The sequence below is a fragment of the Balneola sp. genome (genome assembly GCA_002694685.1).
Taxonomy (GTDB): domain Bacteria; phylum Bacteroidota; class Rhodothermia; order Balneolales; family Balneolaceae; genus Gracilimonas.
In genome coordinates, this window is record NZMW01000004.1 from 332542 (window position 1) to 348624 (window position 16083).

At 36.1% G+C, this 16083-nt stretch carries 14 protein-coding genes; all 14 read left to right on the forward strand.

All coding sequences use genetic code 11. The annotated features are described in order from the left end of the window. The 14 genes from CL667_07005 (at position 1) to CL667_07070 (ending at position 16064) form a co-directional block, all read left to right on the forward strand. The gene (locus CL667_07005) at positions 1-1248 is read left to right on the forward strand and encodes a glucosyltransferase (GenBank protein MAL17442.1); all 1248 of its coding nucleotides are present in this window, start codon (positions 1-3) and stop codon (positions 1246-1248) included. A 7-nt stretch (positions 1249-1255) separates the two neighbouring features. Further along, the gene (locus tag CL667_07010; protein ID MAL17443.1) at positions 1256-2386 is read left to right on the forward strand and encodes a hypothetical protein; all 1131 of its coding nucleotides are present in this window, start codon (positions 1256-1258) and stop codon (positions 2384-2386) included. Next, positions 2379-3179: a glycosyl transferase gene (locus CL667_07015; protein ID MAL17444.1), complete on the forward strand. Its 801-nt coding sequence runs from the start codon at positions 2379-2381 to the stop codon at positions 3177-3179. Before CL667_07010 ends, CL667_07015 begins: the two co-directional genes overlap by 8 nt. Further along, on the forward strand, positions 3179-4282 hold the full coding sequence (locus CL667_07020) for a hypothetical protein (protein ID MAL17445.1): 1104 nt from the start codon (positions 3179-3181) through the stop codon (positions 4280-4282). Before CL667_07015 ends, CL667_07020 begins: the two co-directional genes overlap by 1 nt. A 29-nt stretch (positions 4283-4311) precedes the next feature. Next, positions 4312-5616, forward strand: coding sequence for a hypothetical protein (locus CL667_07025; protein MAL17446.1), 1305 nt, complete (start codon positions 4312-4314; stop codon positions 5614-5616). Further along, positions 5617-6432, forward strand: a complete 816-nt coding sequence (locus tag CL667_07030; protein ID MAL17447.1) for a hypothetical protein — start codon at positions 5617-5619, stop codon at positions 6430-6432. Further along, positions 6425-7516: a hypothetical protein gene (locus CL667_07035; GenBank protein MAL17448.1), complete on the forward strand. Its 1092-nt coding sequence runs from the start codon at positions 6425-6427 to the stop codon at positions 7514-7516. Before CL667_07030 ends, CL667_07035 begins: the two co-directional genes overlap by 8 nt. Then, a complete protein-coding gene (locus tag CL667_07040) occupies positions 7517-9661 on the forward strand; it encodes a dehydrogenase (protein ID MAL17449.1) in 2145 nt (714 codons plus the stop codon). It begins immediately after the preceding gene. Between the two features lie 60 nt (positions 9662-9721). Beyond that, positions 9722-10075: a diversity-generating retroelement protein bAvd family protein gene (locus CL667_07045; protein ID MAL17450.1), complete on the forward strand. Its 354-nt coding sequence runs from the start codon at positions 9722-9724 to the stop codon at positions 10073-10075. Next, positions 10075-11178, forward strand: coding sequence for a UDP-N-acetylglucosamine 2-epimerase (non-hydrolyzing) (locus CL667_07050; protein MAL17451.1), 1104 nt, complete (start codon positions 10075-10077; stop codon positions 11176-11178). Before CL667_07045 ends, CL667_07050 begins: the two co-directional genes overlap by 1 nt. A 191-nt stretch (positions 11179-11369) precedes the next feature. Next, a complete protein-coding gene (locus CL667_07055) occupies positions 11370-12989 on the forward strand; it encodes a hypothetical protein (GenBank protein MAL17452.1) in 1620 nt (539 codons plus the stop codon). Beyond that, positions 12986-14170, forward strand: coding sequence for a glycosyltransferase WbuB (locus CL667_07060; protein ID MAL17453.1), 1185 nt, complete (start codon positions 12986-12988; stop codon positions 14168-14170). The genes CL667_07055 and CL667_07060 overlap by 4 nt, the downstream gene beginning before the upstream one ends. Continuing rightward, positions 14170-15105, forward strand: coding sequence for a nucleoside-diphosphate-sugar epimerase (locus tag CL667_07065; GenBank protein MAL17454.1), 936 nt, complete (start codon positions 14170-14172; stop codon positions 15103-15105). Before CL667_07060 ends, CL667_07065 begins: the two co-directional genes overlap by 1 nt. Continuing rightward, positions 15105-16064, forward strand: coding sequence for a UDP-GlcNAc--UDP-phosphate GlcNAc-1-phosphate transferase (locus tag CL667_07070; GenBank protein MAL17455.1), 960 nt, complete (start codon positions 15105-15107; stop codon positions 16062-16064). Before CL667_07065 ends, CL667_07070 begins: the two co-directional genes overlap by 1 nt. Positions 16065-16083 lie beyond the last annotated feature (19 nt).

Sequence of the window (16083 nt, forward strand, 5' to 3'; positions counted from 1 at the left end):
ATTAATGTAACTCATCTTGTTGCAGGTAATTTAAATGGGGGGGCTGCCAAGGGTGCATATATATTACATAAGGGCTTGTTAAATCTAAATCAAGGTATTCAATCAAAAATATTAACTAACTCAAGAGTTACATTTAATGATCCAACTATCGTAACAATTAATAACAGTAAAATTGACTGGATCAAAGTAGCTATCAGGGGGAAAATAGATAACCTGCCAACAAGGTTATATAGAAATAAAGAAAAAACAATATTCAGTACTGGTATCTTTGGGTATGATTTTACAAAACATGAGTTATATCAAAAAGCTGACATTATTCATCTGCATTGGATAAATGATGGTTTTGTAAATATGAAACATCTTAATCATGTAAAAAAACCCATTGTGTGGACGGTTCGAGATATGTGGCCATTTACCGGGGGCTGTCATTACAGTATGGGTTGTAATCGATATACAACAGGATGTGGTCAGTGTCCCCAGCTTGGAAGCTCCTATGAAAATGATCTGTCAAAATATGTGTGGAAGAGAAAATCAAAATACATTCCTGAAAATATTACAGCCGTAGGCATAAGCCCTTGGATAAGTGAAAAGCTTAATGAAAGTAAATTATTTAATAACAAAGCTGTAAAATCAATTTTTAATAATATTGATTGTGATGAGTTTTTCCCAGTTGATAGAGACTTTTCAAAAAAGGCGTTGAAAATTGATACAAATAAAAAATTAATACTAGTAGGTGCTCAAAATCCAGGAGACTATTACAAAGGATTTAATAAATTTATTGATTCATTAAAAAGCCTTGACCCTCATAAAGTACATTTAATTTTTTTTGGCAACCTAAACCAAAATATCGTGGAAAAATTAAATTTTGAATATAGCAGTTTTGGTTTTTTGAATGACTCAATTTCACTCAGATTATTATACTCTGCCGCTGATGTGTTTGTTGCTCCTAGCTTAATGGAAGCATTTGGAAAAACAATCGCAGAATCGATGGCATGTGGTACACCAGTAGTGGCGTTTAATGCTACAGGTCCTAAGTATATGATAGACCATAAAAAAACAGGTTATTTAGCTGAACCATACAATCCGACTGATTTAGCTAAGGGAATTGAATGGATTCTAAATGATGCTGATAATATTTTGCTAGCTAAATCTGCCCGGAATAAAGCATTGAAAAATTATGATGTCAGCATTATTGCAAGTAAATATATTAGGCTTTACGAAAGCATAATTAAAAAAGCAAACAAATAGATCATTTGTGAAATACAGTAAGGCCTTAAATTTCGAGATATTCATTCTGTTTTATGTACTAATATCATGGTCCACTTATGTTAATCTATTTCTTTTAAATAGTATAATAGTATATTTTTCAATCACTATTCTATTGATAACGTACTATGCAGTTTTAGATGGTGAAAACAAAAAAGGTTATTTAATTTTATCTTTTATCTGTTTGGCATCTATTGTTATTGTGGCATTTGGTAAAAATGAAATACAGCTTATCAATAGAAATCTATGGTTCCCATTGTCAGTTTTTGTTGTTTATTATATTAAAAAGAACGTTTCGGAAAACTTTTTCCGTAAATCATTAATACTAATTTTAATAATATACGTTCTATCTGCAATAGATTTCTTGTATGCTTTTGGGGGAAATAATCATACAGAAGTGATAAGAAATGTTGGTCGAGAATACAATCATATTTATAAATATTTATTCACTATTACGAATAGTAGAATAGGGGATATAATTAGAGTTGCAGGAATATATGATGAACCCGGAGCATTGGTATTCGTGCAGTGGTTAGTAGTTTTGACCAATAGTTATAAAAAAAATCATAAACTAATAAATACAATCAATATTCTTAGTTTATTGACATTCAGTGTAGCGAACTTAATAATCTTGGTTGTCTACTATGGAGGAATTTCAATAAGAAATAAGAAATCGATTTACAAAATTATTGCAGTAGCATTATTGGGTATTATTTTAATCCAAAACTATAGTAATCTAAAAGATTTTGAATTTATTATTAATAGATTCGAGATAGAAAATGGAGAATTGGCTGGTGACAACCGGTCTAAGCAAATTGAAAATTTTTTAAATAGAGTTGATGCTAATATTTTCATGTTTGGTCAAAGTGTCAATAAGGTAAATGAAGTAGATGTATCCTCCAGCTTTGTTACCCCGATTTACTACAATGGTATTTTGATAAGTTGGCCTTACTATGTTTTGCTGCTATTGTTATTTTATTACACCTTAAAATATCGCAACGAAAAGTATTTAATCTTGCTGCTCCTACTACTGCAAAGACCATATTTGATGGAGATGGGGTATTCATTGCTTATTGTAATGACATTTCTGAACCTTAAGAAAAGAAAATTTTATGACTGAACCATTGGTATCAATTTATACCGTAGTATATAATGATGAAACTGGTATAAGAAAGACTATAGAGAGTGTTTTAAATCAAACATATAAGAACATTGAATACATTATAGTTGATGGTGGATCAACGGACAGCACAATTGACATTATTAAGGAATACGAAAAAGAGATTTCAATCTTCATATCGGAAAAAGATGATGGAATTTATGATGCAATGAATAAAGCTATAGAAGTCTCAAATGGTACATTGATAGGGCTATTAAATTCGGGTGATTCATTTCATTCAGATGCAGTAGAAGATATTATTCAGTTGTATAATGAAAATAATAGCCGCAACGATATTATTTACAGCGGTGCAATGAATAAAGTTAATGATAAAGGTGAAATAGTATATACCGTCAGGTTTAATCAAAAAAGTTTAGAAAATAAGTTTTATACGATGCCTATTAATCACACTTCTACATTTGTACCAATGAAGGTTTTTGATAAAATTGGGGTATATAATTTAGATTTAAAAATTACGGCTGATTATGAATTTATATTGAGAGCTCTTCACTATGGTGTTAAAATTAAATATACAAATAAAGTACTTGCCGATATGCAGATGGGAGGAGTATCAGATGATAGAATTTATAAGCCAAATAGATTGAAGGAGGAGTATCTTTTGCGTTATAAATATTGCAGCTCGTTTAAAACTATATTAATTATTGCAAAACAAACTATTAACTCACTTTTGAAGACATTTATACCTAACAAAATACTTTATACTATTTATAATAGTAGATATAGAAAAAACTAATGGCTACTAACAAGAAATTAGGGTTCATTTATCTTGGTTCACAGGGTAATGCAGGCTCATACACCAAACAATTTGTAGATAAGTTAAGTCCACACTTTGATGTAACTGTGTTTGTCCATAGTCAATACGATTTTGATCATGAGAAAGAAGTTAAAGTTCACGAATTAGGCTATCCTTTTACTGATAGTATTTTAAAAGACTCGTTCTTACGGAAACCAATAAGATATTTTGAGCTTATATTCTTTTACCTAACCACTTTCTTAATTTTAAAGAAATCAGGTATTCGATATATAATCAATAATCCGGTTACTAATCTTAGACTTGATAAATATTTTATACAGTTATGCAGTCTTACAAAAATTCATATCACTTCTGTGGTGCATGATGCTACCAGTCATTATGATAGGAGAGAACAGTATCGAGATTACGTCTTCATTAACTCAGATCATCTGATATTTCATAATGAGCACTCTCAGATTACTTTAGTTGAAAGACTCAATATCAAAACCATGTATTCTTTAATAAACTTCCCATGGTTTCACCATTATCCAAGTAATAATCTCGAAAAAGAGAAATCTTTTCTATTTATAGGTCATGACCGACCATCAAAAGGCTTAGACTTATTAATTGATGCTTATAAAGATCTGCAAACAGAGTATAATTTAATTATTTCTGGACAGATAACTGATGAAACGAAAAGTAGAGTAAAAAAGATTGAAAATTCAGGTATCAAATTAATTGATAAATACCTTTCTGACGAAGAATTCATGAAATTGATAAGTGAGGCTTCTTTTGTTGTTTTGCCATATAGACATTCATACTCAAATAGTAGCATACATTACAATACTTACCTAAACTCCAAAACGCCAATCATTTGCTCTGATATTCCACTATTTGATCAGTTTAAAGACGAAGTGCATTGTATTAAATTTCCAAAAGAATCATTATCAGGATTAAAAAAAGCTTTAAACAAAGTGAGCTCATTATCCAGTGATAAGCGTAATAAATTAGCTGAAAATGGTTTCAACCTACTACTTGAGTCACAAAAAAGAATAGATGATCAAATATTGAACTTTAAAAATAATATTGATCACCATAACTAAAAAGAAATACAAGAACGAAGTTTTAAATTATGAATTTATTAAAAGATCTTTTATTGACCTACAAGGGTATTAGGTTTTATGATGATACTTTAAAAAAGACACAGTATCTCGATAAAGAAAGCATTAGGAAACTGCAATTTGAGAAAATTAAGATACTACTTGTAAAATCATTCAATGAAATAAAATTTTACAGAGATTTATTTCAGTCAATTGGATTCGATCCTAATTCGGATTTTAATTCTCTTGATGACTTGGAAAAAATTCCCATCCTTACCAAGGAGACGGCAAGAGAGAATCAGTCAAACTTGATTAATCCTAATTACTCTGATACTTCTCTTGAATTCAGAACCAGTGGCACAACCGGGGATAAATTTGTTTCATATGTAAGTGAGAATCAATGGATTGTAGAGCAAGGAATAGTTTGGCGTCATTGGAAATGGGCTGGATATAAGTTCCGTGATAAAATGGCTATCATAAGGTCATATGTGCCTGAAGGCGAAGATGAAGGATTATGGAAATATGAAAGAATGCGGAATTTTCTCTTCTTCTCTGCATATCATTTAAACGCTAAAAATTCTAAAATTTATTTAGATAAGATCAAGGATTGGAAACCTAAATTCTTAAGAGGGTACCCATCCTCGTTATATATTTTGGCTAAAATGGCTGAGAAATATGAAATTAAATTAGATGGACTCAAAGGAATATTAACAGCTTCAGAAACACTTTTACCTCATTACCGAGAAAAAATTGAATCTGTTTTTGGAACTAAAGTATTTGACTGGTATGGTCAAGCAGAAGCTACCATTGTATTTACAGAATGTGAAGCACATGAAGGCATGCATATTAACTCAGAATACGGATATTGTGAGTTAATAGAAGATTCAAGTCTTGATAAAGGCGAATATAAGATTGTTGCCACCAATTTGAATAATTATGCAATGCCTTTAATAAGATATGATACAGGAGATGTAGCTGTAGTTGAAGATCAAAATAAATGTTCATGCGGAAGAACATTACCTTTAATTAAATCAATTAAAGGTAGATCTGATGACTTCTTATTTGGAGATGATGGAAGGGAAATACCTAGTGTGAATCTTTATACTATGATGTACAAATTTGATGGGATTGTTTCATTTCAATTTGTTCAAGAAAAAGAACAAGAAGTGATACTTAAGATTGAAGGAACCAATATTACAGATGAGGTATTAGATACGCTTAGAAACAAGATGCTTAAGAGATTTGGTAAAGACATGAAGATAAATATTGATACATCCGGTGACTTTATCCTTTCAGGCGAGGGAAAGAAGAACCCCATTATAAATCGATTGAATTAGATGATTAATATAGATTTTCATCTTCATACTCATAAATCTTTTGATGGGTATAATAGCTATAACCAAATATTAAAGCAGTGTATATTAAAAAACATACATGCCGTGGCATTTACTGACCACGATGTTATTAAAATACCACAAAAAGTTTATAGACTTTTTGAAAAAAATAACATCAAAATTATTTCAGGTTGTGAATTTACAACAGATAAAGGTGCCCACATAATTGGTCTGTTCATAGATCAATGTAAAATTAATCTTTCTCTTGAAGAATTAGTAGAATATGTGAAGAAACAAAATGGCTTGCTTTATATCCCACATCCATTTAAGCAGGAATCGGGTGTATTTGATGTATATTCTCTGCAAAATGATTCTGTTGAAAAATTATTACTCAATTCTTCATTTATCGAATTGTACAATGGTGGGTGGGATTCAGAAAAATATGGTAATGAAATAAAAAAAATTTCAAAGAAGTATGATTTAAGATTAGTTGCTGGGAGTGATGCACACAAACCTTGGCAAATAGGATATTACCTTAATGCTTATAATCAAAAAGACAACAAAGACATAAGGGGTTTAATACTTCAAGAAAACCCAAAGCTGCTAAAAATTAAGACAGGTAAAACTGTTGTGAAAAGGTCCGATGAAAAAAAATACTTTGTTGGTTTAAGAAATAGCACACTTATTAAAAGGGGGAAAAAAATTGTGCCTTTCAAATTAAGACAGTCAATTAAAAAGTTCTTTACTTACCCAAAAATTTATTTTAAGAACTTAAATAAAACAAATTCAAAAGTTAAATATTCCCAGTTAAATGATTGAGCCTGTAAAATTTATTGAGGATTTGAAAGCCTATAATGTGACCTCACAGGAAGTATGGCGGGTTCAAGATAATTCCAAAAGTTTAAAACTGGATTGGAACGAATCTGTTGAATCACATAGAATAGTAAAAAAGGCACTAATAGATTTCATAGAGAATAATGAGGGTGCCATAAAATGGTATCCTGATGTAGAGGCTGCGGATCTTAGGGAATCATTAAGTGACTATCTAAATGTTTCAAGACTAGATATATCTGTATTTGGAGGATCAGACGTAGCACTTGAAACGGTTGCTAGAACTTATTGTGGACCAGGCGACAAAGTAGTATCTGTTGTTCCTTCTTATGATAATTTTAGGGTATATATTGAATCCACGGGTGCTGAAATCTATAATATTTATTTTAATCCTATGGATAAAGACATTGATGGGTTATCAACGAAATTTCAAAGCTTAGACTTTACTCCAAAACTTATTTATATAAACAATCCAAATAATCCTATTGGATATCATATTTCTATAGATGAAATAGAGTCTTTATTAATAAAATTTAAAGATTCCCTTTTTATTATTGACGAAGCATATATTGAATTTTTAGGCAAATCACATTCTACGGTTTCTTTAGTTGAAAACTATGAAAACATAGTTGTTGCTCGTTCATTTTCAAAAGCTTTCGGTTTAGCAGGTTTAAGATTGGGATATATTGTCTCTAATCGTGCAAATTTATTGCATATCAATAAAATTAGAAATGGGAAGAATATCTCTATGTTTGCTCAAATAGCAGGTAAAGTGCTTATTGATAATTCTCAATATGTGACTGCGTATGTAGAAAAGGTCAATGAATCAAAAAAATGGTTTCTACATAATCTAAAGAAGCATGGAATAACAGCCCATGGTAGCAAGGCGAATTTTGTTTTGGTGGAAGTTACAAATCCAGAGCAGGTTCTTATGCAGCTAAAGAGAGAGAATATTTATGTTAGAAATAGAAGCCATATGGAAGGGTTAGAAAACATGATTCGGATTACTATAGGCAATAAAGAAGTAATGAAAAGAACTTTTGACGTATTAAAACAGGTCACAAAAAGATAAATGAAACAAATCATCCAAGACCTCAAATCCGGCGACACTATTTTAGAAGAAGTACCTGTACCCCGAGTCGGTTCCGGTAAAGTGCTCATCAAAACCCACCGCACCCTTGTTTCCCTGGGAACAGAAAAAATGCTGGTCAGCTTTGGACAGGCCAATCTGTTAGATAAAGCACGATCACAGCCTGAGAAAGTCAAACAAGTAATTGATAAAATGAAAACCGATGGTATCCAACCCACGTTGGAGGCGGTATTTCGTAAGTTGGGAACGCCCTTGCCGTTAGGCTACAGTCAGGCCGGTGAGGTGGTTGAAGTGGGAAAAGGCGTAACGGAATTCAGTCCCGGAGACCGGGTGGTATCCAACGGCAATCATGCTGAGTATGTAGCGGTCCCCAAAAACCTGGTGGCTAAGATCCCAGAAGGCGTTTCGTATGAAGAAGCCTCCTTTACTGTAGTTGGCGCTATCGGTTTACAGGGTATTCGCTTGGTTCAGCCTACGTTGGGTGAAACGGTAGCTGTAATCGGCTTGGGACTTATCGGACTCATTACAGCCCAGCTTCTCAAAGCTAACGGTTGCAAGGTAGTTGGGTTTGATCTCGATGAAGATAAGCTGAAACGGGCAGAAAGTTATGGCATCACCGCCGTCAATTCCGGCAAGCAAGACCCGGTTCGCTTCATGGAAGAATTTACCGGTCAGGTAGGAGCGGATGCGGTGATCATTACCGCTAGTACCAAATCCAATGATGTGATCAAGCAGTCCGCCAATATGAGTCGCAAGCGCGGGCGAATTGTGCTGGTAGGTGTTGTGGGCCTGGACATCGACCGGGCAGATTTTTATGAGAAAGAGCTGAGTTTCCAGGTAAGCTGTTCCTATGGACCCGGCCGCTATGATGAAGAGTACGAGCAGCGCGGAAATGATTACCCACTGCCTTTTGTACGTTGGACCGAAAAGCGAAATTTTGAAGCCATACTGGAAGCCATACGAAACGGCAGCCTGGATGTACAATCCCTGATCACCGAAAGGGTGAAATTGGAAGATTATTTGGAGATCTATGGGGATATGGGGAGAGGGAATAGCATAGCTTCTATTTTAGAATACCCGGGTTCGAACATCGAACAAGGAACATCCAACATACAACGGCGAACGATTTCGATTTCGAGTCCGAGTTATAAATCTTCAAAAGGCACGATTGCGATCGTGGGGGCTGGAAACTTTACGCAAGCGATGATTTTGCCAGCATTGGATAAGGTTGGAGCTTCCATGAAATATGTCGTGAGTTCTGGTGGTCTTTCTTCTACCACTCTTGCCAAAAAATATAAGATACCAAACAGCACTACGGATTTGGATGCAGTGTTAAGTGATGAGGAAGTGGATGGGGTGGTTATAACTACTCAACACAACCTGCACGCCGGAATGACGATTCAATCCTTGAGAGCCGGAAAGCAGGTGTTTGTAGAAAAACCGCTGGCACTGAAACCGGAAGAGCTGGATGAGATCATTTCCTCAGTGGAAGAAACAGGAAGTACGGTGACGGTTGGTTTCAACCGCCGTTTCTCACCCCATGCCGAGAAAATGAGAGCATTGATTGGTGAACGACCGGGCCCCATGAATGTCATCGCTACCATGAATGCCGGACATATTCCACCGGATGTATGGGTTCACGATTTGGAATCCGGTGGGGGACGCATTGTCGGCGAAGCCTGTCACTATGTAGATCTGATCACCTACCTGACCGGCTCCAAAGTGATGGAAGTCAGCATGCAGGCCATGGGCACCGATCCCAAAGAAAACACCGATAACGCCTCCATCCACCTGAAATACGAAAACGGGTCGCTCGGCGTGATCAACTACTTTGCCAACGGCAACAAATCTTACTCCAAAGAACGGGTGGAAGTGTACTACCAGGGCAACAACCTCATCCTCGACAACTTTCGCCGTCTGGACGGCTACGGTTTCGGAGGCGGCTTTACCAGTAAGATCCTCAAAACCAAACAAGACAAAGGCCACCACAAGCAATTCGAGCTCCTAACCAAACGCTGGAAAGAAGGCGGAGAGCCACTAATTCCATTTGATGAAATTGTGAATACAACGAAGGCAACCTTTGCGGCTATTGAGAGTTTGAAGCAAGGTAAGCCGGTGAGGATTTAGGGAGCGTAACTGTTAGCTGTTGGCTTTTAGCAAAAAGGCCAACAGCTAAAAGCCAAAAAAATGAGAAACTTCAGAAAATACGAGGTATGGAAACGGGCAATTCAATTGTCTAAGGACATCTATACATTAACCGAATCATTTCCTGATAAGGAGAAGTTTGCTCTTAGTAATCAAATCCAAAGGGCTGCAGTATCTGTAGCATCAAACATTGCTGAAGGTTCGTCCCGAAATTCTGAGATTGAGTTTGTTCGATACTTAGAAATAGTAATGGGCTCTGCTTTTGAGGTAGAAACACAATTGATTATTGCTAATGAAATTGGTTATATCTCAAATAATAGATTAGAAGGAGAAGTTGAGAAACTGCACACCCTCCAAAAACAATTAAACCAATTCATTCAAAAAGTTAAAAGCTAATGCCAAAAGCTATCTACATAGACCTAATCGCCGGAGCAAGACCAAATTTCATGAAAATTGCTCCCATCATTGACGCCATCAAGAAAGAGCAAAAACAGGGTACAGATATAGACTTCAGGCTGGTTCACACCGGTCAGCATTACGACAAAAACATGAGCGGGTCCTTCTTTGAACAACTCGGCATACCGGCCCCGGATGAAAATCTCGGAGCCGGTGGTGGAACCCAAGCCGAGCAAACGGCAGCCATTATGACCGGCTATGAAAAATTGCTAATGGATAAGCCATCCGATCTTTGTTTGGTGGTTGGAGATGTAACTTCAACGATGGCTTGTGCCATTACCGCTCAAAAAATGCATATTCCTGTTGCTCATGTGGAGGGCGGAATTCGTTCCGGTGACTGGAAAATGCCGGAGGAGATCAATCGTTTGGCGACTGATGCTGTAACGAATTATTTTTTTACGACTTCAGATGTAGCCAATGCAAATCTGAAGAAAAGTGGAGTCGGGGACGAGCGCATTTTCTTCGTGGGAAATACCATGATTGATACATTGCTGAAACACCGCCCAAGATTTCAAAAACCTCCTGTTTGGGACGAAGTTGGGCTGAAAGAAGGTAATTACATCGTAATGACTTTACATCGCCCCTCCAATGTGGATGAGGAAGAAATTCTGAAATCCCTGATGGATGAGATCATTGCCAATACGCAAGATCTACCCTTGGTATTTCCGGTCCACCCCAGAACCGCTAAAATTTTGAAGAATCTGGGCATTTCCTATGAGCGATTGCATATGATCGAACCATTGGGCTATTTGGAATTCAATTATTTGGTAGAGCGATCAAAGGCGGTTATTACAGACTCCGGCGGCATTACCGAAGAAACCACGGTAATGGGAATTCCCTGTATGACCCTTCGCAATAGTACCGAACGCCCCGAAACGGTAGATATCGGCACCAATGAAATACTCGGCGTAAACCCTAAATCCATCCAGCCTGCCCTTGAAAAACTCTTCGCCGGTGAGTGGAAAAAAGGGGCAATACCGGAGCTTTGGGATGGAAAGACTTCTGGCAGGATTGTGAAGCACATCATTGAGTTGTTGAGTTAGCTCATTTCCCCTTTTTTGTCATTTTGAGCGTAGCTTTGCAATCCCGTGAAACGGGAGCGGCAAACGGAGCCGAGAAATCTAAGGAGTATGCCACTGTTTGGGAGGCATAATCAAACTCCGTAGATTTCTCCGCTCCGTATTCACTCCGGTCGAAATGACAAAAAAAGGGTTGGGAAGAAATTGGGAGAAAGTTGAAAAAAAAAAAAATCCTTATCATTGAGCCGTCATTAAACACAACTATGCTCAAAAAACTCTCTCGATACTATCACACCCTTAAGCACCTCAAGCCGATACAAATACGGTATCAGGTGTGGTATAGACTACGGAACAGGTTCTTTCCTATAAAGTATCCAGAAGAGGTAAAGCCATCAACCTTTCAAAAACTAAAACTCGCCCCATTCCCTGATCAATACACTCACTATCTTGGAGATAATCATTTCCAGTTCCTCAATTTAGATCAGACCTTCAAAGAAGAAATAAACTGGAATTATGTAGGCCATGGTAAACTCTGGGTATACCATCTGAACTATTTTGACTATCTCCATCAACCTGAAATGGATTGGGAAACAGGGGAAGAACTGATTGAATCCTTTCTCCAAGATCTGCAAAACCGCCCGGAAGGATTGGAGCCCTATCCCGTTTCACTAAGAACTATTAACTGGATCAAGTTCCTTTCCAAACATGATCGATATCCACAGGAAATTGTTGATTCATTATATGCACAATATCAGGTATTGACCAAAAAACTGGAATATCATTTGCTGGGAAATCACCTGTTGGAAAATGGATTTTCGTTGCTATTTGGAGCAATATTTTTTCAAGATGAAAAATTGAATCGACTCACTCGAAAAATTCTAAAATCCGAACTGGAAGAACAAGTACTGGAAGACGGCGCTCATTTTGAACTGTCCCCAATGTATCATCTGATATTGTTACAACGGGCACTGGATGGATACAATCTACTCATCAACAATAAACATGAGCTTCAGGTTGTAGAGGAGCAATTAAAGGAAGCGATACAAGAAATGGTTAATTGGCTTCATACAATAATGTTCAGCAATGGAGACATTCCAATGCTCAATGACAGCACCGGAGGACAAGCTCTTGAACCCAAAGTAATCTTAAACTATGCAGAGCAGTTGGGTTTCTTACCTGAAAAAGTTCATCTTAAAGAATCCGGTTTTCGAAAGTTTGTAGCCGGAAATTTTGAAGTAGTGGCAGATATTGGGCAAGTAGGCCCAACATACCAGCCCGCACATGCCCATTCAGATACACTGTCTTTTGTATTATATCATCAAGGGAAGCCTGTCATAGTAGATCGCGGAATTTCAACCTATGAAAAAAACCAAATTCGGGAAGATGAAAGGGGGACTGCCTCACATAATACTGTAATGATTAACAGTAAAGAGCAGACCGACGTATGGGGTGGATTCAGAGTAGGGAGGAGGGCAAAGCCTTTTATCCTGGAAGAGTCAGAATTAATGTTGATGGCAAGTCATACTGGGTATGATAGAATGGGTATAGGACATATTCGGGAATGGCAGGTTCAGGAAAATAAGATTCAAATCATAGATCGAATTGAAGGAGATAAAGCAGAGGGACTGGCTTTTTTACACCTTCATCCAGATATCGAACCTGAACAAACAGAAGAAGGGATTTTCAGACTAAATAACCATATTTTAAGCTTTGATAATTTTAAATATGTGAGAAAAGAAAAATATGCCTTTTGCTTAGGTTTTAATAAAAAGGTAATAGCTTATAAAATTAGAATAGAATTTAAAGGGGTATTAAAAACAACAATTAAAGAATGAGAATATTATTACTAACATTTTATTTTGAACCGGATCTTTGCGCCGGCTCATTTAGAAATACGGCATTAGCTGAAGCATTTTCAAAACACCTTAAAAAAGAGGATCACCTTGATGTAGTAACTACGATGCCCAACAGGTATTCTACATACCAGGCAGATGCTTCAGAGTTTGAAAAATACGCTTCGAATATTCATGTATATAGAAGCGAATTGCCGGAACATAAAAGTGGTTTTTTTGATCAGATCAATTCTTTTAAAGCATATTACATTAGTGCCCGAAAGCAAGTTAAGGATAAAGAGTATGACTTGGTTATTGCATCATCTTCAAGGTTGTTTACTGCATTCTTAGGAGCACGCGTTAGTTCGAATAAAAAGGCTCCTCTCTTTTTAGATATGAGGGATCTTTTTCGTGAAAACATGCAGGAAATTATTAAGAATCCGCTTATCAATTATCCTTTAGATATATTTCTAAGCTTTATTGAAAAATATACCTTTAATAAAGCGGACCGAATCAACATTGTCTCAGAGGGTTTTCGTGATTTCTTTGACAAATTTGATTCCCAAATATCATTTTATCCGAATGGAATTGATGAAGTATTCTTAATGAATGATTTTTCAAATAATACAGAATCTAAAGGAAAACGTATTATCACTTATGCTGGAAATATCGGTGATGGACAGGGGTTGCATAAAATCATTCCGCAAACTGCTAATCTTCTCAAAGACACTGATTATGTTTTCAGGATTATTGGTGATGGTGGAACTCGTCATTTGTTAGAAAAAGAGCTAAATGTACGTAAAATTACGAATGTCGAATTAATCGACCCTGTTAACAGAGACAATCTGCTAAACTACTACAAAGAAACAGATTATCTATTTTTGCATCTGAATGATTATGATGCGTTTAAAAAAGTATTGCCATCGAAGATCTTTGAATATGCAGCTACCGGAAAACCAATGATTGCAGGAGTTGGTGGATATGCTAAAGAATTTCTAAGAGAAAATGTTGAAGGCTTATTATTGTTTGAGCCTTGTAATGAGAATGAATTAGCCGAAGCTCTAAAAAGTAATGTATTGCCAAAAGATGCAGTAGACAGGAATGGTTTTATAAATAAGTTCGCCAGAAGCTCTATCATGAATGAAATGGCAGAATATATTCTGAAAAGTTATCGGGAAGATTAATGAATGATATACTGATTACTGGGTCAACTGGATTTGTCGGTGCTAACTTACTACCTGAATTAACAGAGAATTATTCAGTACTTAGATTAGACCGAGCACAATCATTAACTTCAGATCATAAGATCGAATCATTGAGTTATGATGATTTCTGGGATAAAATAATTGAGGCACAACATTACATTCACTTAGCCGGTAAAGCTCACGATCTAAAAAATATTTCGGATGACTCTGAATACTTTACAGTGAATTATGAGCTTACAAAAAAACTTTATGATCGATTTCTTGATGATGAAAAAGCTCAAACTTTTATCTTTATAAGCTCGGTTAAAGCCGTTGCAGATGAAGTACATGGAGAGCTGACCGAAGATCATGGTGCTGATCCTGTTACAGCCTATGGTCGTTCAAAGCTAAAAGCAGAACAATATATACTAGATAACTTACCGGATGATAGAACAGTAGTTATTCTAAGGCCCTGCATGATTCATGGGCCGGGAAATAAAGGAAATCTAAATTTACTTCATAGCATTATCAGTAAGGGGATACCCTGGCCCTTAGGTTCTTATGATAACTTCCGGTCTTTTCTATCCATAGAGAATTTATGTTTTGTGATTAAAGAGATCCTGGAAGGGAAAGTATCTTCCGGTGTTTACAACGTTGCAGATGATGGGGCACTTTCAACCACAGAATTGGTTTCCATCATTGCAGAAGTAAGCAATAAAAGAGCACAAATTTGGAATGTCCCCAAACCTCTCATTCAAATGATTGCAAAAGTCGGCAATGTACTTCCTCTTCCCTTAAATGATGAGCGTTTAGAAAAGCTCACCGAAAATTACCTCGTTTCTAATGAAAAGCTAAATAAGGAACTTGGAATAGAACGAATGCCCGTTTCAGCGAAAGAAGGGATGATCAAAACCCTTAAAAGTTTTGAGTCATGATGAGCTATCTCTATTTATTTATTATGTTTTCCGGGGTGATGGTTGGATATATAATTCTCGCAAAAAAAATGGGGATTATTGACAAACCCAACGAGCGAAGTTCACATAAAAAACCTACGGTAAGGGGCGGTGGTATTATATTTCCAATTGCGGTATTGTTATGGGCATTCCTGTTTGAACAAACGGATTGGTACTTTGTATCAGCTGTACTGTTAATGGGAATCATAGGATTTCTGGATGACCGCTATTCTTTATCGCAACTACCCCGTTTAATTATCCAATCCCTGGGAGTGCTGTTAGTACTGGTGGAAATGGGATTGTTAGCACTGCCTCTTTTCTATGCCGGTATTGCATTTATCTTGATCACAGGATGGCTAAATACCTTTAATTTTATGGATGGGATCAATGGAATTTCGGTGTTATATGCTGTAGCTATTTTAATAGGAGTATATCTATTCAAAGATTCCATTCCCGAGATTCAGCTTTCACTGATATATACAATAGGATTATCACTGCTGATCTTTGGATGGTTTAATGTGCGTAAGAATGCGTTAGCCTTTGCAGGGGATGTCGGAAGCTTAACAATGGGGCTAATCATGGCTTACCTTGTTTCAACCCTTATCCTTTCAACAGGCCGGTGGGAATTTATATTATTCTTCAGTGTCTATGGAATTGATTCAGTACTTACTATTTTTCATAGACTGATAAAGAAAGAGAATATTTTCGAAGCTCACCGGACACACTTATATCAGTATTTAGCAAATGAAGTAAGAGTACCTCATTTAGTAGTATCTGCCATCTATAGTCTATTGCAATTTTCAATAATATTAGGTCTATACAGTTTGAGTTCTGAATATTGGGTCATTTATGCCATTTCAGTTTTACTCATTTTAAGCCTTATATATGTAGGGGTAAAATCTTTTATTTTTTATAAGTATCGTATACCGAGAAGTGTTTAGGTGAATTGAAAACTAGTCA